Raw genomic sequence first — 25,329 nt, forward strand, 5'->3', positions numbered from 1 at the left:
CAGGTCCACCAGCTGGACCACCGATCGAGGGGATTTCTTCAACCGATGAGCACGCTTGCAATCCCCGGACCCCGCGCCTGATGGCCGACATGACACCGACCGTCTCACCCGTGCGACGGTTGGCCCAGCGCATCACCGACTCCCTCGGCCCGGGACACGGTGCCGCAACTCGCGGTGCAGGGGGTAGCGAGACCCTTGCCGCGGGTTTCCTTCTCGGGGCGACCCTACTCGCACTCCTGTGGGCCAACTCGCCTTTCGGCGACACCTATCAGAGCTTCTGGCACACCGAACTCTCGATCACCGTGGGTGGCCACGGCATCTCGCTCGACCTCGCGCACTGGGTCAACGACGGCTTGATGGCGTTGTTCTTCTTCGTCGTCGGCCTGGAGGTCAAACGCGAATTCGCGATGGGCGAGCTCACCGATCGCTCACGCGCGAGCATCCCGATCGTCGCGGCGCTCGCGGGTCTCGCCATCCCCGCTGTTCTGTTCCTGATCCTCAATCCATCCGGTGAGGCCGCAGGCGCCTGGGGCGTCGTCATCTCCACCGACACCGCGTTCGTTCTCGGCGCACTGGCCGTCATCGGACCGAAGAAGGCCGCCCGCCTACGCATCTTCCTGCTGACGCTCGCCGTCGCCGACGACGTCGGCGCGCTGGCCATCATCGCGTTCTTCTACACCGACAAGGTCGAGATCGTTCCGTTGATTCTGGCGTTCGTCGGTCTGGCCGCGATCGCGCTGCTCCGACGAATGCAGGTGTGGCGCGGGATCGGTTATCTGGTCGTCGCACTGGCCACCTGGGTGGCCTTCCACGAGTCGGGCGTGCACGCCACTCTCGCCGGCGTCATGATCGCACTCATCCTGCCGGTCTACCCGCCGAGGCGCAGCGAAGTGGAACGCGCAGCCGACCTCACCCGAGCGTTCCGCCAGTCACCCAATCCCGAGTACGCCCGCGCCGCGAGGCTGGGCCTGGACCAGGCCGTGTCCGTCAACGAGCGTCTGATGCGGTTGTATCAGCCCTACACCGCGTTCCTGATCGTGCCGATCTTCGCGCTCGCCAATGCGGGCGTCGTCCTCAGCGGCGAGACCCTGCGTGCCGCCGCCACGTCGCCGTTGACGTGGGGCATCGTCGTCGGACTCGTCGTCGGCAAGCTCATCGGAATCACGGGTGCAGCAGCCATTTTCGCCAGGATGAAACCGTCGGCGCTGGCGCCCGGTCTGACGATCTCGCACATCGCGGGCGGTGCTGCACTGTCCGGAATCGGATTCACGATCTCGCTGTTCATCGTCGACCTCGCGCTCGACGACGAATTCCTCGCCGACCAGGCACGCGTCGGCGTGCTGGCCGCGTCCGTGGTGGCGGCGCTGCTCGGCTGGCTGCTGTTCCGTATCGACGCGCGCATCCATCCGCCCAAGCAGGAGGTGTCGCATCGGATCCTGCGACCGGTGAACGCCAAGCGCGATCACATCCGTGGTCCCGTCGATGCACCCTTGACCATCGTCGAGTACGGCGATTTCGAATGCCCGTTCTGCAGCAAGGCCACCGGAAGCATCAAGGAGGTCCGAGCCCACTTCGGTGACGACGTCCGATACATCTTCCGGCACTTGCCCCTCGACGATTACCACCCGCACGCGCGCTACGCAGCCCACGCCAGCGAAGCCGCGTCGGCGCAGGGGAAGTTCTGGGAGATGGCGGACGTCCTGTTCGCGAACAGCGACGCACTCACTCCCGACGACATCGACGACTACGCCGAGGATCTCGGTCTCGACATGGACCGGTTCTCCGAGGACCTACGTACCGGCGATTACGTGGTTCGAGTGGAGGACGACGAGCTCGACGCCGCGTCGAGCGACGTCGAGGGCACGCCGACGTTCTATCTCGGCCGCGGGGACACCGACTTGATCCGGCACACCGGGCCCTACGATGCCGCCTCGCTCATCCGGGAACTGACGCAGCTCCGCACCTCCTCGACGTGACGCGGCTCCACTCACAGACGGTTGCCGTCGTCGTCCCAGTGCTCGGCAACTTTTTTCGACGGTTGAACGCGAGGAGGTTCGCCGGGCATCTTGGGGTAGTCGGGCGGGAAGTTGAGTTCGCCGCCCGGCAGGGTCTCCCAGAGTTCCAGCAGCGGGTCCAGCGAGTAGGCCTGCTCGTCCATGTCCGCCCACGGATCGCCGTCGGACAGGTAGTCGGGGATCGTCACCAGGTTGTACTCGCGAGGGTCGGAGATCCCGGCCAGGTGCGCCCACGTCATCGGCGTGCTCACGGGCGCACCGGTCTTCGCCCGTAGGCTCCACGCGCTCGCGATGGTCCGATCCCGGTTGTTCTGGTTGAAGTCCAGGAAGATCCGTTCCCCGCGCTCTTCCTTCCACCAGTTGGTCGTGACCCCGTCGTCGCGGCGCTCCAGCTCACGTCCCAGCCCGATGGCGGCGTGCCGCACCTGCTCGAACGTGTACGACGGCGTGATCCTGACGTAGATGTGGATGCCGCGGTTGCCGCTGGTCTTGGGGTATCCCTTCAGCCCCAACTCCTCCAGCAGTTCACGGGTCACCTCGGCCACGCGCTGCGCGTCGGCGAACGTCGTCCCGGGCTGCGGGTCGAGATCGAGCCGCAACTCGTCGGGATGGTCGACGTCCGGGCGTCGCACCGGCCAGGGATGGAACGTCAACGTGCCCATCTGCGCGGCCCACACTGCGGACGCCGGTTCACCGGGGCACAGTTCCTCCGCGGTCCGGCGGCTGGGGAAGGCGATCTTCACGGTCTCGATCCAGTCGGGAGCGCCCTTGGGCAGCCGCTTCTGATAGAAGCCGTCGCCCTCCTTGTCCTGCGGGCCGAGGGCGAGACGCATCCCGTCGCGGAAACCGTCGGGCCACCGTTCCATCGCGGTCGGTCGAGTGCCGATCGCTCTCAACAGTGGTTCACCGACGGCGGCGAAGTACTCGCACACCTGCAGTTTCGTGATCTCCGGCGTGATGTCCGTTGCCTCGTAGATCACGCGGTCGGGGCTCGAGACTCGTACCTCGCGGTCACCTGCCTGCACGAACGCGGGCGGTGTCTTCGCTGCCATCTTATTTGCCCCCGGCGATCACGTCGGCCACGTCGTAGCTGACGGGCACTTCCAGCTGTTCGTAGGTGCAGGACTTCGGATCCCGGTCCGGTCGCCACCGTAGGAAGCGTGCGGCGTGCCGCAGACGCTCGCCTTCCATCTGGTCGTAGGCGACCTCGATGACCCGCTCGATGCGCAGCGGCACCCAACTGCGGTCCTTGTTCGACGTCCACCGGTTGGCTTCGGCCGATTTCGGTTCTTCCCCGGTGCGCAACGGCTGCAGTTCTTCGAGGATTTCGACGCGCCGCTTGTCGGTGAACGCCGACGCGCCGCCGATCATCCGAAGCTCGCCGTTGTCGTACAGGCCGAGCAGCAACGATCCGATTCCGTTGCCGGATTTGTGCACTCGGTATCCGATCAACGCGCAGTCGGCCGTTCTGGCGTGTTTGATCTTGATCATCTCGCGCTTGTTCGGCAGGTACAGCCCGTCCAGTTTCTTGGCAACGACTCCATCCAGCCCAGCGCCTTCGAAACGCTCGAACCAATCCTGCGCGGTCGCCGCGTCGTCCGTCGTGCTGGTGACCTGGCAGCGATCACCGCCTGCCATCACCTCGAGCAGCTTTGCCCGACGGACGGAGAACGGCTCACCCGTCAGGTCGGTCGAACCGATCGCCAGAAGATCGAACGCGACGAACATCGACGGTGTCTTCTCCGCGAGCATGCGCACTCGCGAATCGGCGGGGTGGATGCGCTCGGACAACGCGTCCCAGTCCAGCCTCGTACGCCCGTCCCGCTCCCGCGGCACGACGATCTCACCGTCGACGACGATCTTGTCCGGCAGTTCCGCCAGGACGGCCGAGACCAGCTCGGGGAAGTAGCGGGCGAGGTCCTTGCCGCCACGCGACCCGAGGATCACCTCGTCGCCGTCGCGGAAGACGATGGCACGGAAGCCGTCCCACTTGGGCTCGTACGACCATGCGGGCTCTCCGCCCTCGGGCTGTGCGGGGACGGTCTTGGCGGCTTTGGCCAGCATCGGTTGCAGCGGCCACGCGATCGGGAGGTCCACGAGAGCAATACTGCCCTAGTGGAACCGCCGAGGAGTACCTTCTTTCGCTGCAGGTAATCGTGAATGTCCGCCTCAGCGTTCACTCGAGCCACACCTGGTCTCACGAAATCGGGACGGACGGGATATTTTTGATCCGATTCTTGTCGTGCTCGGGTCCTCACCTTCATAGAACTAAGGAACGGTCAATGCTCTCCCTCAGTGAGAAGTTTCGCGGCGCAGCGATTGCTGTGCTGGCATGTAGCGCTGTCGTGCTCGCAGGCTGTAGCAGCACCGTCACTCCGCGGGCGATCCCGGCCGCCGACGAACTCGTCACCTCGACCACCCAGACCAGCTCGTCTGCGCCCACGACGGGCGAAGCGCCGGCGCAGGAAGGTGAGGACATGGGCGGTGACGTCGACATCGACGTCGAGATCGGTGAATGCGTCGACCTCGGGGGAACTGTCGACGACGCCACCATCGACAATGCCGCGTGCGGAAGCGCCGACTCGAACTACAAGGTGATCGGCAAGGCTCCCACAAACGCCGAGTGCATCTCCGACGCAGACCAGTACTACTACGAGACGTACGCGGACATCGAGCAGGGCGCACTGTGCCTGGACATCGACTGGGTCATCGGCGGCTGCATGGACATTCCGATGGACGACGATCCCGAGCGTATCGACTGCGGATCGCCCGGGTTCGATTCCGTCCGCGTCGTGGAGATCCTCAGTGGAACCACCGACGTCGACTCCTGCGATCTCCAGGCGACGAGCGGTTTCCGTTATCCGGAACGCAACTTCGTCGTCTGCGTCGAAGATCTGTAGATCGGTGCAAGACTTCCGTCATGACGGTGCTTTCATGACGGTGCTTCCATGACGGGGTCCGATTCGGTCCGATTGAAGACTCCGAGGGGACGCTGGATCGTCGCCGCGACGGTTCTGGGGTCCTCGCTGGCGATGCTCGACGCGACCGTCGTGAACGTGGCGCTGCCCGACATCGGCCGGGATCTCGGATCCGGCGTCTCGGGACTGCAGTGGACCGTCAGCGCCTACACCCTGACGTTGGCGTCGTTCATCCTGCTCGGCGGTGCGCTCGGCGATCGCCTCGGCAGACGGACGGTCTTCGTCTGGGGCACGATCTGGTTCGCCGTCGCCTCGGTCCTGTGCGGTCTGGCGCCGAACATCGAGGTACTCGTCGCCGCGCGATTGCTGCAGGGCGTCGGCGCGGCGTTGCTGACGCCGGGAAGCCTCGCGTTGATCTCCGCGTCCATTCATCCCGACGACCGGGGCGCCGCCATCGGCGTGTGGTCCGGTCTCGGCGGTGTCGCGTCCGCCGTCGGGCCTCTGCTGGGCGGGTGGTTGGTCGACGTGGCCGGGTGGCGATCGGTCTTCCTGCTGAACATTCCGCTGGCTGTCGCCGTCGTCCTGGTGGCCGTCAAGCACGTGCCCGAGAGCCGCGACCCTCACGCGGAGGGGAAACTCGATCTCCCCGGTGCAGGTGTCGTCGCCCTCGCGCTCGGCCTGCTCACCTACGGCTTCATCGACGCATCGTGGTGGGTCGTGGCGGCGGGCGTACTCGCGGTCGGAGCGTTCGTCGTCGTCGAGTTGCGGACATCCAATCCGCTGATTCCGCCGTCGTTGTTCGCGTCCCGTGTCTTCCTGGCGGCCAACCTGGTGACGTTCGCCGTGTATGCGGCGCTCGGCGGAGTGTTCTTCCTGCTGATCCTGCAACTTCAGTTGGCGCTCGACTATTCGCCGATCGCCGCAGGTGTGGCGACTCTGCCGATCACCGCTCTGATGCTCGTGCTCTCCGCGCGGGCCGGACGGGTGGCGCAGCGCATCGGGCCCCGTGTGCCGATGACTGTCGGGCCGTTGGTCGCCGCCGCCGGACTGCTGCTGATGCTCCGTATCTCGCCGGCCGCGGCGGGAGTGGAGGCTGCAGGAACGACTGGATCGGCGGCGGGAGTTAGGCCGGCATCGACATACCTCGTCGACGTGCTTCCTGCCGTCGTCGTCTTCGGCCTCGGCTTGTCGATCCTGGTCGCGCCGCTCACCGGCGCCGTCCTGGGAGCCGTGTCCACCGACCGCGCAGGAACAGCATCCGGTGTCAACAATGCCGTCGCCAGAACCAGCCAGCTCCTGGCCGTGGCCGCTCTACCTGGCCTCGTCGGAATCGCGGGCGCCGACTACGACCGGCCCCAGACCTTCTCCGACGGCTTCCACACGGCCATGATCGTCTGCGCCGGCCTGCTCGTCGTGGGTTCCCTCATCGCCGCAGTCATGGTCAGGAGTCCGTCTCGAAAGAACCCCACCTACAGCTGCGACCCGTCGTCCCCGGCGCTGAGCCCGAGGGAGCAGATTTAGGGGGCAGGAGTGGAGCCTGCGGAACGACCCCGATTAGGCCAGGAGTGGAGCCTGCGGAACGACCCATTGGAGGCAGGAGTGGAGCCTGCGGAACGACCCGGATTAGGCCAGGAGTGGAGCCTGCGGAACGACCCGGATTAGGCCAGGAGTGGAGCCTGCGGAACGACCCGGATTAGGCCAGGAGTGGAGCCTGCGGAACGACCCGGATTAGGCCAGGAGTGGAGCCTGCGGAACGACCCGGATTAGGCTGACCGTTACGGATACAGCCCATATCCGAGATCAGGTCAGGAGAGCTATGTCGACCGAGAACGATTCGCCGGACGTCAAACCGCGGAGCCGCGACGTCACCGATGGTTTGGAGAAGACCGCTGCGCGAGGAATGTTGCGCGCGGTGGGGATGGGTGACGAGGACTGGGGGAAGTCCCAGATCGGCGTCGCGTCGTCGTGGAACGAGATCACTCCGTGCAATTTGTCCTTGGAGCGCCTCGCGAAGGCGGTCAAGGAGGGGGTCCACACGGCGGGCGGGTATCCGCTCGAGTTCGGCACCATCTCCGTCTCCGACGGTATCTCGATGGGTCACGAGGGAATGCATTTCTCGTTGGTCTCGCGTGAGGTCATTGCGGACAGTGTGGAGACGGTGGTCAGCGCGGAGCGCCTCGACGGCTCGGTGCTTCTGGCCGGGTGTGACAAGTCGCTTCCCGGAATGTTGATGGCCGCAGCGCGATTGAATCTCGCGAGTGTGTTCCTGTACGCCGGTTCGACGCTTCCGGGTTTCGCGACGCTGTCCGACGGCAGTGAGCACCAGGTGACCATCATCGACGCGTTCGAGGCTGTCGGTGCGTGCTCTCGTGGCCTGATGTCCCGCGAGGATGTCGACACCATCGAACGCGCAATCTGTCCGGGCGAAGGCGCCTGCGGCGGCATGTACACGGCCAACACCATGGCCAGTGCCGCTGAAGCTTTGGGAATGTCGTTGCCCGGCAGCGCTTCTCCGCCTGCACCCGATCGTCGACGCGACGGGTACGCCCGTGCCAGCGGCGAAGCCGTCGTCGAACTTCTCCGACGCGGTATCACTGCGCGAGACATCATGACGAAGAAGGCATTCGAGAACGCGATCGCCGTCGTCATGGCCTTCGGCGGATCGACCAACGCCGTGCTCCACCTTCTCGCCATCGCCCACGAGGCCGAAGTGGAACTGACGCTCGACGACTTCCGGCGCATCGGCTCCAAGGTGCCGCACCTCGCGGACGTCAAGCCGTTCGGCAAGCACGTCATGACCGATGTCGACGCCATCGGCGGAGTTCCCGTCGTCATGAAGGCGCTGCTCGACGCCGGGCTCATGCACGGCGACTGCCTGACGGTCACCGGAAAGACCGTGGCCGAGAACCTCGCTCACATTGCGCCGCCGGACCCCGACGGCAAGGTGCTGCGTGCGCTGGAAGAGCCGATTCACCCGACCGGCGGCATCACCATCCTCGAAGGTTCACTGGCCCCGGGCGGCGCCGTCGTCAAGTCGGCAGGTTTCGACTCGGACGTGTTCGTCGGCACTGCACGAGTTTTCGAGCGCGAACGCGCCGCGATGGATGCGTTGGAGGACGGCACGATCTCCGCGGGCGATGTCGTCGTCATCCGATACGAAGGCCCCAAGGGCGGACCGGGAATGCGAGAAATGCTCGCGATCACCGGTGCCATCAAGGGCGCGGGACTCGGTAAGGACGTCCTGTTGCTGACCGACGGCCGATTCTCCGGCGGTACAACGGGACTGTGCGTCGGACATGTCGCGCCGGAAGCCGTCGACGCCGGACCCATCGCCTTCGTTCGCGACGGTGACCGGATTCGCCTCGACGTCGGAAAGGGAACCCTCGACCTCCTCGTCGACGACGCTGAACTCGAATCCCGCAAGGAAGGTTGGGCACCTCTACCGCCCCGCTACACCCGCGGTGTCCTGGCCAAGTACGCCAAGCTCGTCGGTTCCGCATCCGATGGTGCGGTACTGATCTAGCGCGTGACCCCATCGCTCGAATCGTCCGTTCACACGAACAGACAGCGTGTGAGGCGTTTTCGAGCGATGGGGGTGGGACGCAATCCCTGTACTAGAGCGGCATGGACCAGACGGAGCTCGAGCGCTCTTTCAGGTCGGTGCACTTGCGGCGGACGGAGTCGCCGTACTGGTAGATGTTCAGCTGATCTTCCCGGACGACGGGCTTGGGTGCCCGTTTCATGACCGGAAGTTCCGCGAGGTCCAGCGCCGCGTCCAGTTCTTCTTCTGCGGTTTCGCGGCGCTTGCGAGCGATGTCGGCCAGGGCGAGGTGGTGGATGGTGAGATGGTCCGACGCTGCGAGGGCAGCTTCCTCCTCGGTGGCGGCCTGGACCTCGTAGACCTTGGCGGCGAGCTGGTAGATGCTGGGTCGGGTGAGTTCGTCGTCGACCACTTCGATTGCCACCGGATCCTGCGTCGACGCCTCGGGCGCAACCTCTTTCCGAGGTTTCTTCACCACGGCGTCCGGGGCCGACGGTTGCTCGAGGAGATGCTCCAGCTCGGCAACTTCCTTGGCTGCGTCGGGATCGAATGCAGTGCGGACGGTAGGCACGACGCGCGGGGTGCGGCCGGGCAGCAACACGCCGACCACGACGGTCCCGATGGCGAAGACCACGGCTGCGATCAAAGATGTGTGCACGACGGCGTTCGCGAACGAGCTCACCGCGGTGATCACCAGGTTGTCGGCGTATCCGGTGAGAAAGGTGTTCTCGCGCATGATGTCTGCGACGATCACGGCCCCGGCCACCGAGTCGCCGGACGCTTCGATCGCTTGTGCGGCTTGCGCGGTCGGCTGGCCGTCGGTTCCTTTGCCGGGGAAGTCCGCGAGGTAGTCGACGATGCCGCCGCGGTACGTCGTTGCGAGAACCGAACCGAGAACGGCGATTCCGAGAGATCCGCCCAGTTCCAGCGCAGTGTCGTTGAGCCCGCCGGCGACGCCGAGCTTGCTCTCGGGGAATTCGGCCATGATGGCGTCGGTGCACGGCGACACGCTGAGGCCGATACCGAGGCCCAGTAGTGCCAGAACCGGAACGAAGTCGACATAGGTTGCGGTGGTGTCGATTCCGAGCATCGAGACCACGGCCAGCGTGCCGACGACCATGCCGGCCGTGACGGTGTACTTCATGCCCACTCGCGGCGTCAGCCATTGTGTGATGCCCGAGCCGACGAACACGGCGACCGCCAGAGGGAGCAGGTGCACCCCGGTCGAGACCGGGCCCATGTCGAGTACGAACTGAAGATATTGGGCCACATAGTAGATCGCGCCGAAGGTGACGAGGAAGAACAGCAGGACGGCCAGTACGGCACCGCTGAGGATGCGGGACGAGAACGCTCGGACGTCGAGAAGTGGGCTCGGGTGGCGAAGCTCCCAGGCGACGAACGCCGCGGTACTGAGCGCGCCCACCACCGCGAAGTACGTGGGTCCGACGCTCCAACCGAAGTGCATGCCCTCGATGATCGCGTAGACCACCGTGGACACTGCGAGCACGGAGAGCAGCCCTCCGAGCCAGTCGATCCTGCCCGGGTTCACCGCACGTGACGGCGGCACCAAAGCGACGGCGCCTGCGATCCCGATGATCGTGAACGGGATGTTGATCAGGAAACTCGAACCCCACCAATAGCTTTCGAGCAGCCAGCCGGCGAGCAGCGGACCCATCGCGATGGCGAGACCCGACGTGGCGGCCCAGATGGTGACGGCCGTGGCCCGTTCGCGTTTGGGGAACGTCGCCACCAGGAGCGACAGCGTGGCAGGCATGACGATGGCAGCGGCGACGCCCATGACGATGCGAGCGAGAATCACGCCTGTCGTGGCGCCGGTCAGCGCGCCGGCGAGAGAACCCGCCGTGAAGATCAGCAGGCCGATGATGAGTGCGCCTCTGCGAGAATACCGATCGCCGATGACGCCGAACAGAAGCATCAAGGCCGCGTACGGCACGGTGTATCCGTCGATGACCCACTGAAGGTCGCTGCTCGACAGGTTCAGATCCAGCGTCATCGCAGGCGCCGCCACCAACAGCGACGTGTTCGCCATGACGACGACGAGCAGGCTCAGGCACAGCACCCCCAGCGCTGCCCAACGTTTCGCGTACGGCTTTTCCATCTCCTGAACAGGAGTCATCGCAAGCAATGTCATGTGTGTTCCCCCCCTAGGCACCACACGCGACACACCGCGCGCAGTGCTGTGCAGCCTAGGAAGGATGCGTTAGAGTACGCAATTCTTTGTGGCGGCCGTTACACAAGTGACTGGGAGAGATCCCAACGAACGAAAATGCCACCGTGTCAATCGAACTGACACGGTGGCATGATCTGTAACGCTGATGACCCGATCGGCGACTCGGAGAGTCCGATCAGGGGATGGGGGCGAAACCTGCTCCGACGGCGTTGCCTGCGTCGATGTGGCGCAGAATCGCGTCGATGTTGGTACCGACCTGCGGTCCGAAGCACGCCACACCGAGGTACGCGTTCACCATGCCGACGAGCGTGGTGCCGACGACGACCGGGCTACCGGAGTCACCTTCGACGACACACAGCTGCGACCAGGTCTCCTGCGACTGCAGAACGTCCCCGTAGGCGACGCCGCACGTGTTACCGGTGGTGCGGCCTTCCTTGCAGACGATGTTGGGGAACGAGGCGGGAGGACCGACCTGCGTGATGGTCACGTTGCCCACCCGGTTGACCGGAACGACCTTGGCGCGATCGAACTCGATCACCGCGTAGTCGTACTCGGGGTTGGAGAACGCGATGCGTCCGACGACGCCTGCCGACGGGTCGTACTCCGGCACGATCGTGGCGCCTGCTCCACCGCAGTGACCGGCGGTGATACCGACGAGGCGGCCTTCGCGGTCGTTGCCGATGGTCGTCAGAGTGCACTCGGCAGCATCGTCGACGATGATTCCGGATCCGCCCCCCAGCACCGCCGGAGCCGCAGCTGACGCAGTTCCGACGCCGAAGCTCGCAGCAACAGCGGCAGCAGCCACGGCGACGAGCATGAACTTCTTCAACATGTATTCCCTCTCCAGCGGTGTCCGCAGAACCCTAGCAATAAGAAGCACCGATGGACGAGTACCTGACGTCAACAAGTACGCACGAGTACTAAAGGTCCGATTCCAGAGCGGCCAGCATGGACCGGGCTTCCTCGAGTTGGCGGCTGAGCTCCTCCACACGCGACGCTGCCTCTTCTCGCGCGTACGAGATCACGGCTTCCACGGCGTCGCGTGCCGAATCGTCGCCCAGTTCGCGTACCGCGCGGGAGACGGACTCGGGGGACACCGACTGCGCTTTTCCTGGCCTGCGGGCACCGTGGGTGACCGTCACGGACCAGTCGTTGTCCGGCCCGGCGTGGATGGTGACGCTGACGCTGTCCGGCCCCTTCTTTCCCTTCCTCGCCGGCGCAGGCTTGGGCGCAGCAGTCTTGGGCGCGGCAGTCTTGGGCGTGGCGGACGTCGTCACCTCCGACTTCGGAGCTGCGGATTTGGTGGCCGCAGGCTTGGGTGCTGGGGCCGGCTCGGTCCATTCGGCCACCTCGGGCCCCGGCGTCGACGCCGGTTTCGGTGCCGGTTTCGGTGCCGGTTTGGGTGCACCGCACGGAGGGTTCCGGGTGATCCGGAGTTCCTCCGCTTCGAACGGGAGCTCGTCGTTGACGCCCTTGGGGCTGATGGTGACGGTGTTTCCGTCGATCGAGACGACCCTCGCCGACGTTCCCTCGGGCAGGCCCAGGCTCGGCGTCGGCTCGATGAGGTACACCGTCGCGCGCCGCCCCTCGGAGAGGGCCGTGGCCAGCGTGTCGAGATTCTCCGGCGTCAGGGAACCGGTGGGCGTCGAACGTCTACGCGGTGGCATCGGTGCATACCTCTCTCGAAAGTGTTTGCGAATACTGTCGCATACTTGTCCCCCGGAACGCAGAATCCATGCATGCGATCGACACCCGTCACCTCCGACCTTCTTCTCGGCGCACTCGATGTCGAGGTCACCGAACGAGGCCTGATTCCGCACCGGCTGCCCGCGTGGACTCGCAGCCGGTTTCCCGACGACCGGATCGCCGGGGCCGAGGTGCAACCGGCGGGAGTTCGGCTGGCTTTCCGCACCGATGCGACAGTCGTCGAACTCGACGCCCTTCCGACGCGGCAGGAGTTCGTCGGACTCCCGCCCCGTCCGTCGGGGATGTTCGACATGACGATCGACGGCGAACTCGTGCACAGCGTGGCGTCGGCTGGTGGCAACGTGCTGTCGGTCGACATGGTGACCGGCAGTGTCGATCGAACGGACGGCCCGGTGGTTCCGGTGCGATTCGAGATGACACCCGGCGCCAAGGACGTCGAGATATGGCTGCCGCACAATCAGCACGTCGAGTTGATCGCGCTGCGCAGCGACTCTCCGATCGTCGCCGCATCCACCTCCGAGCGGCAGGCGAGGCCGAGGTGGATCCACTACGGCAGTTCCATCAGCCAGGGATCGAACGCGACGAGTCCCAGCACGACCTGGGTGGGACTGAGCTCGTCGGCGATGGGTTTTTCCGTGACGAACCTCGGGTTCTCGGGCAGCGCGATGCTGGATCCGTTCGTCGCCCGGGTCATGCGCGACGAGCCTGCCGAGGTGATCAGCCTCGAGGTCGGCATCAACCTCGTGAACGGTGACGTCATGCGGACGCGCGCGTTCACGCCCGCGGTCCACGGGTTTCTGGACACGATTCGCGACGGGCACCCCAGCACACCGATCGTGGTGGTATCACCGTTCTACTGCCCGATCCACGAGAACACTCCGGGGCCAGGCGCATTCGACCCCGACGCACTGGCCGAGGGCGCCGTGCGGTTCGTCGCGACAGGTGATCCGGGGCCGGGGAAGCTGACGCTCACCGTGGTCCGGGACGAACTGCGGCGCGTGTTCGACCAGCGGGAGGATCCGAACCTGTATCTCGTCGACGGTCTGGATCTGTACGGTCCGAGCGACTTCGACGAGTTCCCGCTGCCCGACGCCTTGCACCCGGACGCCCGTGCTCATCGTCGGATTGCCGAACGGTTCGTCGAGTCGTTCCCGCCGCACAGAATTATGTGTAACTCGAAGTAACAGATAGATTTGGCTTTGTCGGAGCTTCACTCGACGACGACCTCCAGCCTACTGCGCGGCAGCCCGAGGCGCATGGCGAGAGCATTGTGAGATAGCCGACCCCAAACCCGCATATCGGCCGCTTCGCCCCCGTAGCCTGGCCGAGTACCTGCGTGCGGTACGGGAAACGGGAGGACTCGATGTACCACGTCGAAGCGAGTGATCAGCGAACAGCCGAAGGCCGGCAGGTCTATTTGCTCGACGCAGCGGGGGCTCTCGAGATCCAGGCACTCAACTCGTGGATCGACGCGACGACGCCCGACGGTGAAACTCGTCCTCCGTCGATCGCGCTGTCCGGCGACTCGTCGGGGCAGGTGGCCGAGCTGGTACGCGGGATCGGTGACGACCCCCTGCTGATTCCGCTTCGCGTGACCCTGTCGGCCAAGAAGCGACCCGGATTCCTCCGTCGGGCACTCGCACCGCGCGGCAACTCGCTCCCGACGAAGACCTGGCAACGATGGGTCCAAGGCGACGACCCGGACAGGTCCGCCGTCCTGGTCGGCGAACCCGCGACGCTGGGCGATCTGTCGGCCAAGTTCGAGAAGTCGGGCGGAAGGTCGTTGTCCTCGTTCATCGCCCGCCAGGCCACTCTTGCCCTCGACCGGGCCGAGCGAGACGTCATCGGCTCGGAGTACAAGATTCCGCGCTTCGTCGTCGAGGACATGACCGAACAGAAGAAGTTCCACGACGGCATCGCGGAGCTCGCGCAACAGGTCGGCGAGGACGTACCCGAGGTGGAGCGACGGGTACACACCATCCTCGGCGAGATGGTGGCCACCGAGACCAGGCGGGCGGTCGAGATGTGGGGCACCTTGGGCGCCTACTTCTCTCGCGCGTACAAGGTCGACGTGGACCGAGCTCAACTGCAGAAGGTGCGTGAACTCAACAAGAAGCACCCTCTCGTCTTCCTCCCCAACCATCGCTCGTACCTCGATCCTCTGGTCCTGCGGCCCGCACTGCTTGCCGAAGGGCTGCCGCTCAACCACGTGATGGGCGGCATCAACGTCGGTTTCTGGCCCATCGGCCCCATCGCGAAACGCAGTGGCGTCGTGTTGATCCAACGCAAGTTCTCCGACGAGATCTACAAGTGGACGCTGCGTCAGTACATGAGCTTCCTGCTGAGCAAGCGCTTCAATCTCGAGTGGTACATCGAAGGCGGACGTAGCCGCACCGGCAAACTCCGTCCGCCGCGCTTCGGCTTGTTGACCTATCTGGTCGACGCCCTCGAGTCCAGCGACGCCGAGGATGTCTATCTGGTGCCGACGGCCATCACGTACGACCGACTCCACGAGGTCGGCGCCATGGCCGCCGAATCCCACGGCGCGCAGAAGCAAGCCGAGGGAATACGGATGGCCATCGGCTACATCCGCGCCCAGGGCAAACTGCGCGGCAACGTGTACCTCAACTTCGCCGAGCCCGTCTCGGTGCGGTCGATACTCGACGACAACGAGGACAAACGCGTTGCGGTGCAGAAGATTGCGCTGACGGTGTCGCACGCGATCAACGACACGACGCCGGTGACCCCTGCCGCGCTGGTGACGATGGCACTGCTTGGCATCGAAGACCGCGCCCTGAACGTGCACGAGATGTGGGCCATCATCTCGCCTCTTGCGAGCTACATCAAGAGACGCGGTCTCCCGACGGCGGGCGGCATCGACATCAGCGAGGTCGACGTGGTGCGATCCGCCGTCATCGCGCAGGTGAATGCGGGCGTCGTCAAGCGCTTCGACGACGGACCCGAGCCGGTGTTCTATCTCGCCCAGGACAAGCACCTGGTTGCGGCGTTCTTCCGCAACAACGCAATTCACTACTTCGTGATGCGCGCCATCGGCGAACTGGTCGTCCTGCCTGACCTGGGCCAGGGCACACCGTCGACGCCCGAATCGTTGTGGAAGTCGGCGCTCGAGCTCCGCGACCTGCTCAAATTCGAGTTCTTCTTCGGCGACAAGAAGGACTTCGGTGATCGCCTCGAAGCCGAAGTGGCACTGATCGATCCGGATTGGCGCGCCAATCTGGACGATCCCGAGTACTCCTCGCGGCAGCTCGAGTCCCAGGACCTGCATCTCGCTCACCGCGTGTTGCAGCCCATCCTGGAGGCCTATCAGGTGGTGGCGGATCAGCTCATGCTGCAGCCCACCGGAGTCGAGTTCGACAAGGCGTCGTTCGTCACGCATTGCCTCGGCGCAGCTCAGGCCCGCAGGCTTCGGCAACAACTCGACCACAGCGAAGCCATCTCGGGTGAACTCTTCGACACTGCACTGCAATTGGCCGACAATCGCAACCTCGTCGATCCGGGCGGGGAGAACCTTGCGCAGCGCCGACGGGACTTCGCCCGCGAGATCAACGAATGGGCACGGAAAGCGAGAATCGTCCGCGACATGGCCCACCGCATGCTCGACGAGGTGGATCCGTTGACCCTTCCGGCCCCTGTCGCGAGCACCGACGAACGTGAGGACGACGCCTGATGACCAGCCCTCTCGACCTCCAGCTGCAGGCCATCGCCGAGGCACCCGAAGGCCCGGACACTGCGGCAATCTTCGACCTCGACGGCACGCTGATCAACGGCTTCTCCGCGAAAGCCGTGTTCCTGGAACGACTGAAGACTCTCGATGTCACCGTTCACGAACTGTGGGAGATCTCGAGCGCCGTCGTGGAGATGCGGATGCGCAACTCCCCCGTCGACAATCTGATGGGCAAGGCCGTCAAGGGTCTAGAGGGACGGCGCGAGGAGGACCTCATGGAGCAGGCATACACGCTGTTCCGCAACGAGATCGCACCGATGATCTACCCGCAGGCCCGCAGGCTCGTCGAAGCACACCGACACGCGGGGCACCGGTTGGTGATGGCTACCTCCGCGACCCCGTATCAGGCCATTCCCGTAGAGCAGGACCTGATGTTCGACGAGTTGCTGTGCACCACACCGGTCGTCGTCGACGGCGTCCTCACCGGCGAACTCGTCGGGACGTCGTTGTGGGGGCCGCGCAAAGCGAAGGCCGTCGCGGATTACGCGGACCGGGAGGGCCTCGACCTGGCTCGCTGTTTCGGATACTCCAACGGCGGCGAGGACGTGCCGTTTCTGGCGGAGGTCGGTCGACCCGTCGCACTCAACCCCGACGAGGAGCTCACCCGGCACGCGGACAAGGCCGGCTGGACGTCGTTGAGGCTCGAGAACCCCAAGCGCGGCACCGACCTGGCGTCGGCTGTTCGCAGTACCGCTGCCCTGGGTTCCGTCCTCGCAAGTGCCGGGATCGGGCTCGGTCTCGGCCTGTTGACTCGCAGCAGGCGGACGGGTGCCAACATCACCTCCTCCATCGCCCCGGACATCGCGCTGACGCTCGCGGGCGTGAAGTTGAACGTCGTCGGCACCGAGAATGCGTGGTCCGCTCGGCCTGCGGTGTTCATGTTCAATCACCAGAGCACCGCGGATTCGATCATCGTGGCGTCGATCCTCCGTCGCGACATCACCGCCGTCGCCAAGCGGGAACTCGAACGCGACCCGCGATTCGCTCTTCTCGGCAAGATCTTCGACGTCGCCTACATCGACCGCGGCGATCCAGCCCAGGCCAGAGAGGCCATGGCCCCGGCCATCGAAAAGTTGCATTCCGGCATTTCCGTGGCGATCGCACCCGAGGGCACCCGGATGCCGACGTCGCGGCTCGGCCGGTTCAAGAAGGGCGGCTTCCACCTCGCGATGCAGGCCGGCGTACCCATCGTTCCCATCGTCATCCACAACGCAGGCGACGTGATGTGGAAGAAGGATTTCACCGCGCACTCCGGTACGGTCGATGTCACCGTCGGCGAGCCCATCTCCACCGAGGACTGGGTTCCCGAGAAGATCGACAACTACATCGACGACGTCCGGTCCTTTTTCGACAGAACGCTGGGATATGCCTGAAGAACAGATCAACTCGGTCGTGCAGAGAGAAATCGAAAAGAATCTGCTGGGGGGAACACCGAAATACACGCGCACGGATATCGTCGAGAAATCCGGGATACCGCTCGAGCGAGTCATTCAATTGTGGATCGCGATGGGCTTCCCGGTTCACACCGACGCCGATGCCGTCGTGTACACCGACGCGGACCTCGATGCTCTGCGCATGATCACCGGTCTCACCGAGCAGAAGGTCATCCGGCCGGACATGGAGGTCGCCATCGCGCGCACCCTCGGTCAGACGATGTCCAGGCTCACCGAATGGCAAGTGGGCGTTGTGAACAGTCACATACACGACCGCGTCGCCGAGGGACGTGACGCCGAGGGCCGGGACGCGGACGAGCTCGCGAGCCCCGCAGACCTCGACGCCATCCGCCGCGACGCGCGCGAGATCGCGGCGCAGACGGTGCCGACTCTCGAAGCCCTGCAGTCCTACACCTGGCGCAGGCATCTGGCGGCCACCGCCGGCCGCGCCATCGCCGATCCGGGCGAGGAGACCACCAGCCGTACCTTGGCCGTCGGTTTCGCCGACATGGTCGGATACACCAGCCTGACGCGACGCCTCGCCATCGACGAGCTCACCGAACTGCTCGAGCAGTTCGAGTCCGTGGCCACCAACATCATTGCGCGCGGTCGTGGTTCGGTGATCAAGAACGTCGGCGACGAAGTGATGTTCAGTGCGCAGACGCCCGAGGACGCCGCCCACATCGCCCTCGATCTCCAGGATGCGTTCGCGACCTACGAGGACATGCCCGAGCTTCGCGTCGGAATCGCCTGGGGACCGGTGCTTGCCCGTTACGGCGACCTCTACGGTTCGGTCGTCAACATGGCTGCGCGCCTGACCAGCTCGGCGCACCCGGGAACCATCCTGGTGGACACGACGCTGACGGAACTGCTGAGGGAAGATTCCGAGTTCTACCTCAAGTCTCTTCGCTCCCTTCGTGTTCGCGGCTTCCACAAGCTCAAGCCGCACGCACTGCGAAGGAACAGAAGAGACTGACCCTATGTGAGGACCGACCGATAGAAGTCGAGGTGCCTGCGTGCTGCTTCGTCCCACGTCAGGCTGCGCGCAAGGGCGCGACCGACGTCCGGGTCGTGGCCGTGATCGATCGCATCCGCCAGTCCCGACGCCATGTCCTGTGGGCTCGTCGCGTACGTGACGGCGTCCCCGAACACCTCACGCAGTACCGGCAGGTCGCGGGCGACGACGGGTGTGCCTGCCGCGAGCGCTTCCATGGCGGCCAGACCGAAGCCCTCTTTCGTCGAGAAGAACGGAAGAACGCTCGCCTGCGCGACCAGGTGCGGCAGTTCCTCGTCGTCGACGACGCCGAGCACGACCGGTTCGATTCCCATTTCTGCTGCCCGCGAATCGAATTCATGCCGGTAGTCGCGGTAGTCGAACAGTGTTTCCCCTCCGGCGAACACGAGCGAGAAGTCCGGCCTGTTCAGCAACGAGAAGGCGTCGAGCAGGTCCAGTGACCCTTTTCGAGGCTCGATGCCGCCCACCGCCAGGACGTACTTCCCGAGCTTGTCCCGCCACTGGGTTCCCCTCGACCTCGCTGCGGCGTCGAAGCGCTGCGCATCCACTCCGTTCGGAATCACCGTGGGTGTGAAACCCCAACCGGCTCGTACTTCTTCGGCCACGGCGGCCGATACGCAGATCCGCGCACGAGGCTCCGTGATCGCGCGCTCGTGGCACGCAGCCAGCGCGGGGGTCGTGAACGTGTCGAGGTGGTGGATAGTCCGGATGCACTGCCCCACGGCATTCGCCGAGATGCAGTCCTGCGCGTGGACGATGTCGTGCTCCTCGCGCGAGAATGCCTGCCCCAGAACGTCGATCGAACGAAGAATCCTGTCTCCGACGGTTTCGTTCTCGCGGGCCTCGAACGGAACCATTCTGACCGTCACCGACGGATCGACGGGACGGAAGAATGCCGCATCGCCGCCTCGACCCAGCGACCACACGGTGACGTCCTCGCCGGCGCGGGCGAGCGCTTCGGCCAGATGAAGCGTGTGCACCACTCCGCCGCGCGGCTTGGACGAGTACGTCAGGAGTGCCACCTTCAACTTCCTGATCCTTTCTCGTCCAACAGATTCGGGTACGCATCCACTCGCCGCTCTTCCAGGTGGTGCAGACCCCGGCGCGCACGGTCGACTTCGGCGTCGACGTCGATGTCGACGACGGCGAGGCCTCCTTTGTCGCGTGTCTTGACGAGCACGTCGCCGCCGGGACCGACGATCTTGGCCTGTCCGAGGAATCGGAGCGAACCCATCACCCCGGTCTGGTTGGACGAGACCAGGACCACCTGGTTCTCCGCGGCACGTGCTGCGTCGTACAGATCGAACAACCGAGACTGGCGATCGTTGGGCAGACTGGACGCCCGGTCGGTCACACTCGCAGGCCACGCGGACAATGCAGCGATGATGCGAGCACCGTCCAACGCCAGCGTGCGAGCGGATTCCGGGAACGTCTTGTCGTAGTCGATCAGCATGCCCATCCGACCGACAGGAGTGTCGAAGGCCGAGAATGTTTCCCCCGCAGCGTAGGCGAGCGACTCACCCAACGGCTGATGCACCTTCCGGTGACTACCCAGCACACCATCGCCGGTAAGACACACCGCGGCGTTGTAGCGAAGCCCGCCGGCCAGCTCGGTGTACCCGACGCACACGGTCAGATCCCCGGCCGCGGCCATGATGGCGGCGATCTCCGGTCCGTCGATGTCCAGAGTCGGCGGCAGTTCGGACACGTCGGGATTGCGGAGACTGTCGATGTACCCACCGAGGGAGGCGTCCGGCAGCACGAGAAGATCGAGTCCGTCTCGCTTGGCGCTGTCGACGATCGTGACGATCTTGGACACCGCGCGATCCACGTCTCGACCGAAGTGTGCTGCCAGAGCGCCTATCCTGATGGATGTCACGAAGCTAGACCACTACCTTCTGCGGCTGAGCAGCACTGATTTCCAAGCCGATCTGCTCGGCCAGGAACTCGGCGTCGCGGGCTACGGAAGCAAAGCGTCCCGACCCCCAGGTGTGTTGCCACGGCAGCCCGAGGAAGTACAGACCCGACACCGACGTGACACCGCGGTTGTGCGTCGGGTGGCCCTCGCCGTCGAACGCACCGACCTTCAGCCACCGGTAGTCGGTACGGAAGCCGACGGACCAGATCACTGCCGTGACGTCGCTGTCTGCCAGATCGAGCTCCGTGGTCTCCTGCTCCGGACGCCACACCGGAACGTAGCGCTTCTCGGTGGGTGCATCGATACCCTCACGCTCGATGTAGGCATCGATGTTGTCCTTGATGGACTCGGCGACGGCGTCGGCTGCATCGAGTGACGCTTCGAGCGTCGGCGCGAACCGCAGCACCCCGTCGTCGACGCCGAGAAGCCGGCCGTAGAGCTGCATGCCCTCGGTCGCGAACGCGCGCAGGTCGATGTCACGACCACCGTCGCGTCCCGTCACGTAGTGGTTCGTGTTCTCGCGTTTTCCGACGCCACCGGGCTGATCTTCGATGGACACATCGTAGACGCCCATGTCGTGCAACCAGGCGACACAGTCACGGCCACGATAGAACCGTGCGACGCGCGGAGCGGTCCCCGCGACCAGGTGCACCCTCCTGCCGTCCAGGTGCAGGTCCTCGGCGATCTGCGCACCCGATTGTCCGGTACCCACGACCAGCACGTCACCGTCCGGGAACTGATGAGACCCGCGATACTCCGACGAGTGGATCTGAAGGATGTCGCTCGGCAGCTTCTCGGCGAAACGCGGGATCGTCGGGATGTGATATCCCCCGACCGCAACGACGAGGTGGTCGGCGTGCATCGGCCCGGCTGTGGTCTCGAGATCGAAGCCGCCCTCGGTGCCTTGGAGTGCGTTCACCACCGAGACGTGTTCGCGGACGGGTGCGTCGAAGGTGTCTGCGTACCGCCGGACGAAGTCGTAGACCTCGTCGCGCTTCATGAAGCCGTCGGGATCGTCACCGCCGTAGGAGAATCCGGGCAAGGCGCACTGCCAGTTCGGCGTGACGAGGGTAAAGTTGTCCCAGCGGGAATCCTTCCACTCGTGCGCGACGGTCTCGGCCTCGAGGACGACGTGGTCGATTCCTCGCTGCGTCAGATGCCAGCTGATGGACAGTCCCGCCTGTCCACCGCCGACGACGATCACGGAGTGATGTTCGCTCATAACAATTCAGCTCCCGACATACTCAGGACACGAACTGCGCCCGAGGAGTACCCGGCGCCGACGTCGTGAATTTCTTCCATCTGCTGGGCGGCGGAGGTGCACCGCATTCCGAATTTCGCCAGCACGCGATCGCTGGCCACCGTCAACGCTTCCGAGGTCAGCTTCACGAATTCCTCGACCGAGTACTCCGCTCCGGGCGTCAGGTAATCGTGCATCACCAGAGACGGTGAATAACAGGATTGTTCGCGGCCGTCGGGCCACTGCACGAGAAATCGCATCTCAGGCATGAACTGGCTCTTTCGTGATGGTCTTGTACACCGAGGGCCGACGATCGCGCAGGTTGTACATTCCGCCTCCGCGTGCAGCCGCCATCAACCCTTGGACATCCACCGTCGCCGTCGCCAAACCGGGTTCGACGCCGGTGCCCGCGAGAATCTCGCCACCGGGTCCGACGATCTTGGCGCTGCACACGAACCGCAAGGATCCGAAGGTGCCCGACTGGTTGGCTGCCACCCACACCACCTGGTTCTCCAGTGCGCGGGCGCGGTCGTAGATGTCGAAGCGCTGCTTCCAGCGGTCGTCCTCCATGTTTTCGACTGTCGCGGTACGGGCGGTCGGCCACGCGGAGATGGAGGTGATGATCTCCGCGCCGTCGAGCGCAAGTTCACGTGCGGCTTCGGGGAATCCCTTGTCGTAGCAGATCTGCATGCCCATCCGGCCGACCGGAGTATCGAAGGCAGCGTAGCTGTCGCCTGCGTCGTAGCAGAGGTTTTCGCCGAGTGGCTGATGCACTTTGCGGTACGAGCCGAGTATTCCGTCGCCGTGCAAGGTGACCGCCGCGTTGTAGCGTGTGTCGCCGTCCTTCTCGCAGAATCCGAGGGTGATCACCGTGTCACCGGCCATGTCGATGACCCGCTTCAACTCCGGTCCGTCCAGTTCCAAAGCAGGAGGAAGGCTTTCGAGCCTGCGCTGGCGCGCTTCCTCGGATTCGTCACCGCCGCCCAACGAAGGGAGGTACCCGCCGAGGCAGGCCTCGGGCAGCACCAGCAGTTGACTTCCGCGGTTGCGCGCCTCTTCGAGCAACGCGGCAATGGTCCGGTATCCCTGTTCCATGTCGCGGCCGAATTCGGCTGCGGCCACGGAGATGGTCGTGTCGTTCATGCTTCTCCCAATCCGGTCACGGTGGACGTGACCGCTGACGTGGTGATTCCGTCGGGCCACCGCAAAGCGACGCCCGGAATGTCGGTGAGCTGGCCGCATCGAGCGGATACTGCTGGTCCCGACGGTGCACACTGCGCATCGGGACGGTCCGCGGTGATCATCGCGAACCCTGGAAAACACGTGACCCACTCGCCCATGGCGGCGGCGTCGGGTTTGGGGATGGAGGCGACGTCGAGAACGGCTCCGGTTCCGCTCGCTTCGGCGAGCATTCCGGTGGTGCCGACGAGGCCGGCCATCGAGACATCCTTCGCGGCTCGGGGCGCCGTCCGAGCGACGAACGACGCCATCTGCGTGAGCTCCTCGGAGTTTCGTCTGGACGACGAATCCCACTGCTGACCTTGATAACCCCGTCGCCAGTTGCCTTCGATGTCCGCGGTGAGAGTCAGGACGTCTCCGGCGGACGCGCCGCCGGCGCGAACGGGGCGCGGGGTACTTCCGAGTGCCGTGACCGACAGCGACGACGGCACCCCGACCTGGGTGTGACCACCGAGGACCGGTACTTGCCAGGCCTGTGACGCGTTGGCCAACCCTCGGACGATGCGCGTGAGCCTCGACTGTGTCGGGGCACCGACCGCGTCGAGCATTCCGACGGCCCGGGCCCCCATTGCCGACAGGTCGTTCAGGTTGACCAGTGCGGCACACCAGCCCGCCCATTCGGGATCGCGGTCGACCATGGAAGGCAGGATGGCGTCGCACGCGGCGATGATGTCGCTCCCCGGAACGGGGACTCCGTCGTCGCCACGGAATCCTTTGGCACCGAGACCGAGTGGCTGAGCACGCAAGGGTGCGAGCACACCCGCGAGCATCGCCTTGGTCGAGACCACGAGCCGCTCGATTCGATCGATCGGCCAGTACATGGCGACGTGTGGCGCGCCGTGCACGTCGACGTCGGCGCGTCTGACCCATCCCAGCCTGGTGAAGAGCGTTTCGTTCTGTTTCTGCACGGTGGCGTCGAAGCGCAGTACGCCGTGACTTTCGGCGTGCGCACACGCGGCCCGCACCAACGCCGGCCCGACCCCGGATGTGCGCGCCGCCGACGAAACCACCAACCGGCTGCCAGCCCACCACCCCAGATCGGTCGATGTGCAGGGAGCCAACCGAACTCCGCCCAGCACGCTGCCGTCGGATGCAGTGGCGACCAGTACTACCGTGCGCGGGTCGTCGTCGACGTCGTCGTGATCGGACCCGGCGAACAGCCCCTGCTCTCGGACGAAGATGTCGCGTCTCAATCGGCGGTAGGTGCCGAGCTGCGAAGCGTTCGAACACGGTTGGATCAAGAAGTGCGAATCGGCTTCGGTAGGTACCGTTCCCGACAGACCGGCCAAGTCACTCGCATACATCAGCCACCCGCATTCTGCAGTACGCTGCACGCTCCGCACGCCGCGCAGCCTGCTTTCTGATCCGAACCGAGCATCGATGCCGCTTGCAATTCCTTGGCTACCCGGCGCGTCACGTCCTCGAGCACGTCTCGGTTCGGAGCGACCGCATGGTCGACGTCGACAGCCAGCGTGCCGCCGAGCGGCCGGAACGGAACGACGAACGGGTAGACACCCATCTCGATGAGTTGAGCTGCACCCGAAACCAATTCGTCCGGATCCTCACCGAGGCCGACGAGTATGTACGTCGAGACCTGGTTGCGCCCGAAGACGCGAACCGCTTCCTTCCACGCTGCTCGGTATTCGTCCATCGACACCGAGGCCTTACCCGGCATCCATTTCCGACGGACATCGTCGTCGAGTGATTCGACGTGAATGCCGATGGATTCGGCACCGGCGTCGTAGAGATCGGTGATGGTCTGAAGGTCGCCGGGTGGTTCGCACTGCACCTGGATCGGCAGATCCGGGACCACGGCCTTGATGGCCTTGACGCACCGTGCGAGGTGCCGCGCTCCGCGATCCTTCGCCGCGGAGGTACCCGTCGTCATGACCATCTGGGTGACACCGTCGAGTCGGACTGCAGCTTCGGCAACCTCGGCGAGCTGCGCCGGAGTCTTGACAGCGATCGTGTCTCCTGCTTCCAGCGACGCCTCGATGGAGCAGAACCGGCAGCGCTGGTCTGCGCCGTACCTGATACACGTCTGCACGACGGTAGTTGCGAGAACGCTGGTTCCGTGGAGTTTGGCGATCTTCTCGTAGGCGATTCCGTCGGCAGTCTTCAGGTCGTAGAATTTCGGCCGGTCGATTGTTTGGACGTCGAGACCGATGTCCGATCCGTCGAACAGGATTCGCCCCTCTTCGAGGACATACGGACTCAACGGATTACGAGGGATGGCTGCGCCGAGACCATCGATTCGAACATGCCCGTCGTCGCTGGGCCCGGCGCCGGCCGTTCTGTTGACCGGCGGCGTCCCTCGAACTCCGAGCAACGCCAGGTCTACACGCGTACTGACAGACATGTCAGGCT

Annotated in this window: 20 protein-coding genes; 8 read left to right on the plus strand and 12 right to left on the minus strand. The window is 65.0% G+C overall.

Annotated elements, in window-relative coordinates; translation table 11 throughout:
- The first annotated feature begins 80 nt into the window (after nt 1-80).
- Nucleotides 81-1,976: a Na+/H+ antiporter NhaA gene (gene nhaA, locus CH290_RS18995; RefSeq protein ID WP_033189777.1), complete on the plus strand. Its 1,896-nt coding sequence runs from the start codon at nt 81-83 to the stop codon at nt 1,974-1,976.
- An 11-nt stretch (nt 1,977-1,987) separates the two neighbouring features.
- On the opposite strand, the gene CH290_RS19000 is transcribed toward nhaA, so the two are convergent.
- Together CH290_RS19000 and CH290_RS19005 are read right to left on the minus strand one after the other, a co-directional pair.
- On the minus strand, nt 1,988-3,067 hold the full coding sequence (locus tag CH290_RS19000) for a DNA polymerase domain-containing protein (RefSeq protein WP_019666911.1): 1,080 nt from the start codon (nt 3,065-3,067) through the stop codon (nt 1,988-1,990).
- 1 nt (nt 3,068) lies between these two features.
- Complete coding sequence (locus CH290_RS19005) at nt 3,069-4,112, minus strand: ATP-dependent DNA ligase (protein ID WP_033189778.1); 1,044 nt, start codon at nt 4,110-4,112, stop codon at nt 3,069-3,071.
- A 185-nt stretch (nt 4,113-4,297) separates the two neighbouring features.
- On the opposite strand from CH290_RS19005, the gene lppU reads away from it, so the two are divergent.
- The 3 genes from lppU (at nt 4,298) to ilvD (ending at nt 8,456) form a co-directional block, all read left to right on the plus strand.
- A complete protein-coding gene (gene lppU, locus CH290_RS19010; RefSeq protein ID WP_019666913.1) occupies nt 4,298-4,915 on the plus strand; it encodes an LppU family putative lipoprotein in 618 nt (205 codons plus the stop codon).
- A gap of 48 nt (nt 4,916-4,963) precedes the next feature.
- Complete coding sequence (locus CH290_RS19015; RefSeq protein WP_033189779.1) at nt 4,964-6,454, plus strand: MFS transporter; 1,491 nt, start codon at nt 4,964-4,966, stop codon at nt 6,452-6,454.
- A 295-nt stretch (nt 6,455-6,749) separates the two neighbouring features.
- Nucleotides 6,750-8,456: a dihydroxy-acid dehydratase gene (gene ilvD / locus CH290_RS19020; RefSeq protein ID WP_019666915.1), complete on the plus strand. Its 1,707-nt coding sequence runs from the start codon at nt 6,750-6,752 to the stop codon at nt 8,454-8,456.
- A 91-nt stretch (nt 8,457-8,547) separates the two neighbouring features.
- Here the strand turns inward: ilvD and CH290_RS19025 are convergent, their stop codons facing one another.
- The 3 genes from CH290_RS19025 to CH290_RS19035 form a co-directional block, all read right to left on the minus strand.
- Complete coding sequence (locus tag CH290_RS19025; protein WP_033189015.1) at nt 8,548-10,626, minus strand: MFS transporter; 2,079 nt, start codon at nt 10,624-10,626, stop codon at nt 8,548-8,550.
- 214 nt (nt 10,627-10,840) lie between these two features.
- On the minus strand, nt 10,841-11,497 hold the full coding sequence (locus tag CH290_RS19030; RefSeq protein WP_019666917.1) for a S1 family peptidase: 657 nt from the start codon (nt 11,495-11,497) through the stop codon (nt 10,841-10,843).
- An 88-nt stretch (nt 11,498-11,585) separates the two neighbouring features.
- Entirely contained in the window at nt 11,586-12,332 is a 747-nt protein-coding gene (locus CH290_RS19035; RefSeq protein ID WP_033189016.1) for a DUF6319 family protein, read from the minus strand.
- 72 nt (nt 12,333-12,404) lie between these two features.
- Between CH290_RS19035 and CH290_RS19040 the strand changes: the two genes are divergently transcribed.
- The 4 genes from CH290_RS19040 (at nt 12,405) to CH290_RS19055 (ending at nt 18,526) form a co-directional block, all read left to right on the plus strand.
- Entirely contained in the window at nt 12,405-13,556 is a 1,152-nt protein-coding gene (locus CH290_RS19040; RefSeq protein ID WP_052083124.1) for an SGNH/GDSL hydrolase family protein, read from the plus strand.
- Nucleotides 13,557-13,735: 179 nt separating this feature from the next.
- Nucleotides 13,736-16,060 carry a glycerol-3-phosphate 1-O-acyltransferase gene (locus tag CH290_RS19045; protein WP_033189052.1) on the plus strand — a complete coding sequence of 775 codons (2,325 nt, stop codon included), beginning with the start codon at nt 13,736-13,738 and terminating at the stop codon, nt 16,058-16,060.
- Nucleotides 16,060-17,490: an HAD-IB family hydrolase gene (locus tag CH290_RS19050; protein WP_033189017.1), complete on the plus strand. Its 1,431-nt coding sequence runs from the start codon at nt 16,060-16,062 to the stop codon at nt 17,488-17,490. The genes CH290_RS19045 and CH290_RS19050 overlap by 1 nt, the downstream gene beginning before the upstream one ends.
- Nucleotides 17,483-18,526, plus strand: a complete 1,044-nt coding sequence (locus tag CH290_RS19055) for an adenylate/guanylate cyclase domain-containing protein (protein WP_019666922.1) — start codon at nt 17,483-17,485, stop codon at nt 18,524-18,526. The genes CH290_RS19050 and CH290_RS19055 overlap by 8 nt, the downstream gene beginning before the upstream one ends.
- A 2-nt stretch (nt 18,527-18,528) precedes the next feature.
- On the opposite strand, the gene CH290_RS19060 is transcribed toward CH290_RS19055, so the two are convergent.
- Genes CH290_RS19060 through CH290_RS19090 form a run of 7 tightly spaced genes read right to left on the minus strand, consistent with a single transcriptional unit; the run spans nt 18,529 to nt 25,321 of the window.
- Nucleotides 18,529-19,593 (minus strand): MSMEG_0565 family glycosyltransferase, encoded by a 1,065-nt coding sequence (locus tag CH290_RS19060; RefSeq protein WP_033189018.1) that lies wholly within the window; start codon nt 19,591-19,593, stop codon nt 18,529-18,531.
- A complete protein-coding gene (locus tag CH290_RS19065; protein WP_033189019.1) occupies nt 19,590-20,444 on the minus strand; it encodes a carbon-nitrogen hydrolase family protein in 855 nt (284 codons plus the stop codon). Before CH290_RS19065 ends, CH290_RS19060 begins: the two co-directional genes overlap by 4 nt.
- A 4-nt stretch (nt 20,445-20,448) precedes the next feature.
- On the minus strand, nt 20,449-21,705 hold the full coding sequence (locus CH290_RS19070) for an MSMEG_0569 family flavin-dependent oxidoreductase (RefSeq protein WP_033189020.1): 1,257 nt from the start codon (nt 21,703-21,705) through the stop codon (nt 20,449-20,451).
- Nucleotides 21,702-21,992, minus strand: a complete 291-nt coding sequence (locus tag CH290_RS19075; protein ID WP_019666928.1) for an MSMEG_0570 family nitrogen starvation response protein — start codon at nt 21,990-21,992, stop codon at nt 21,702-21,704. The genes CH290_RS19070 and CH290_RS19075 overlap by 4 nt, the downstream gene beginning before the upstream one ends.
- Nucleotides 21,985-22,866, minus strand: a complete 882-nt coding sequence (locus CH290_RS19080) for a carbon-nitrogen hydrolase family protein (RefSeq protein ID WP_033189021.1) — start codon at nt 22,864-22,866, stop codon at nt 21,985-21,987. The genes CH290_RS19075 and CH290_RS19080 overlap by 8 nt, the downstream gene beginning before the upstream one ends.
- The gene (locus CH290_RS19085; RefSeq protein ID WP_027498928.1) at nt 22,863-24,266 is read right to left on the minus strand and encodes an MSMEG_0567/sll0787 family protein; all 1,404 of its coding nucleotides are present in this window, start codon (nt 24,264-24,266) and stop codon (nt 22,863-22,865) included. The genes CH290_RS19080 and CH290_RS19085 overlap by 4 nt, the downstream gene beginning before the upstream one ends.
- Complete coding sequence (locus CH290_RS19090) at nt 24,266-25,321, minus strand: MSMEG_0568 family radical SAM protein (protein ID WP_033189022.1); 1,056 nt, start codon at nt 25,319-25,321, stop codon at nt 24,266-24,268. The genes CH290_RS19085 and CH290_RS19090 overlap by 1 nt, the downstream gene beginning before the upstream one ends.
- Between the last annotated feature and the right edge of the window lie 8 nt (nt 25,322-25,329).

It is taken from the genome of Rhodococcus sp. 06-156-4 (genome assembly GCF_002259345.1).
GTDB classification, from domain to species: domain Bacteria; phylum Actinomycetota; class Actinomycetes; order Mycobacteriales; family Mycobacteriaceae; genus Rhodococcoides; species Rhodococcoides fascians_E.

Bases quoted from the DNA above. Each gene is read 5' to 3' on its own strand.
- nhaA (WP_033189777.1), top strand. From the start codon at position 81: ATGGCCGACATGACACCGACCGTCTCACCCGTGCGACGGTTGGCCCAG.
- CH290_RS19000 (WP_019666911.1), bottom strand. From the start codon at position 3,067: ATGGCAGCGAAGACACCGCCCGCGTTCGTGCAGGCAGGTGACCGCGAG.
- lppU (WP_019666913.1), top strand. From the start codon at position 4,298: ATGCTCTCCCTCAGTGAGAAGTTTCGCGGCGCAGCGATTGCTGTGCTG.
- CH290_RS19015 (WP_033189779.1), top strand. From the start codon at position 4,964: ATGACGGGGTCCGATTCGGTCCGATTGAAGACTCCGAGGGGACGCTGG.
- ilvD (WP_019666915.1), top strand. From the start codon at position 6,750: ATGTCGACCGAGAACGATTCGCCGGACGTCAAACCGCGGAGCCGCGAC.
- CH290_RS19025 (WP_033189015.1), bottom strand. From the start codon at position 10,626: ATGACATTGCTTGCGATGACTCCTGTTCAGGAGATGGAAAAGCCGTAC.
- CH290_RS19030 (WP_019666917.1), bottom strand. From the start codon at position 11,497: ATGTTGAAGAAGTTCATGCTCGTCGCCGTGGCTGCTGCCGCTGTTGCT.
- CH290_RS19035 (WP_033189016.1), bottom strand. From the start codon at position 12,332: ATGCCACCGCGTAGACGTTCGACGCCCACCGGTTCCCTGACGCCGGAG.
- CH290_RS19040 (WP_052083124.1), top strand. From the start codon at position 12,405: ATGCGATCGACACCCGTCACCTCCGACCTTCTTCTCGGCGCACTCGAT.
- CH290_RS19045 (WP_033189052.1), top strand. From the start codon at position 13,736: ATGTACCACGTCGAAGCGAGTGATCAGCGAACAGCCGAAGGCCGGCAG.
- CH290_RS19050 (WP_033189017.1), top strand. From the start codon at position 16,060: ATGACCAGCCCTCTCGACCTCCAGCTGCAGGCCATCGCCGAGGCACCC.
- CH290_RS19055 (WP_019666922.1), top strand. From the start codon at position 17,483: ATGCCTGAAGAACAGATCAACTCGGTCGTGCAGAGAGAAATCGAAAAG.
- CH290_RS19070 (WP_033189020.1), bottom strand. From the start codon at position 21,705: ATGAGCGAACATCACTCCGTGATCGTCGTCGGCGGTGGACAGGCGGGA.
- CH290_RS19075 (WP_019666928.1), bottom strand. From the start codon at position 21,992: ATGCCTGAGATGCGATTTCTCGTGCAGTGGCCCGACGGCCGCGAACAA.
- CH290_RS19080 (WP_033189021.1), bottom strand. From the start codon at position 22,866: ATGAACGACACGACCATCTCCGTGGCCGCAGCCGAATTCGGCCGCGAC.
- CH290_RS19085 (WP_027498928.1), bottom strand. From the start codon at position 24,266: ATGTATGCGAGTGACTTGGCCGGTCTGTCGGGAACGGTACCTACCGAA.
- CH290_RS19090 (WP_033189022.1), bottom strand. From the start codon at position 25,321: ATGTCTGTCAGTACGCGTGTAGACCTGGCGTTGCTCGGAGTTCGAGGG.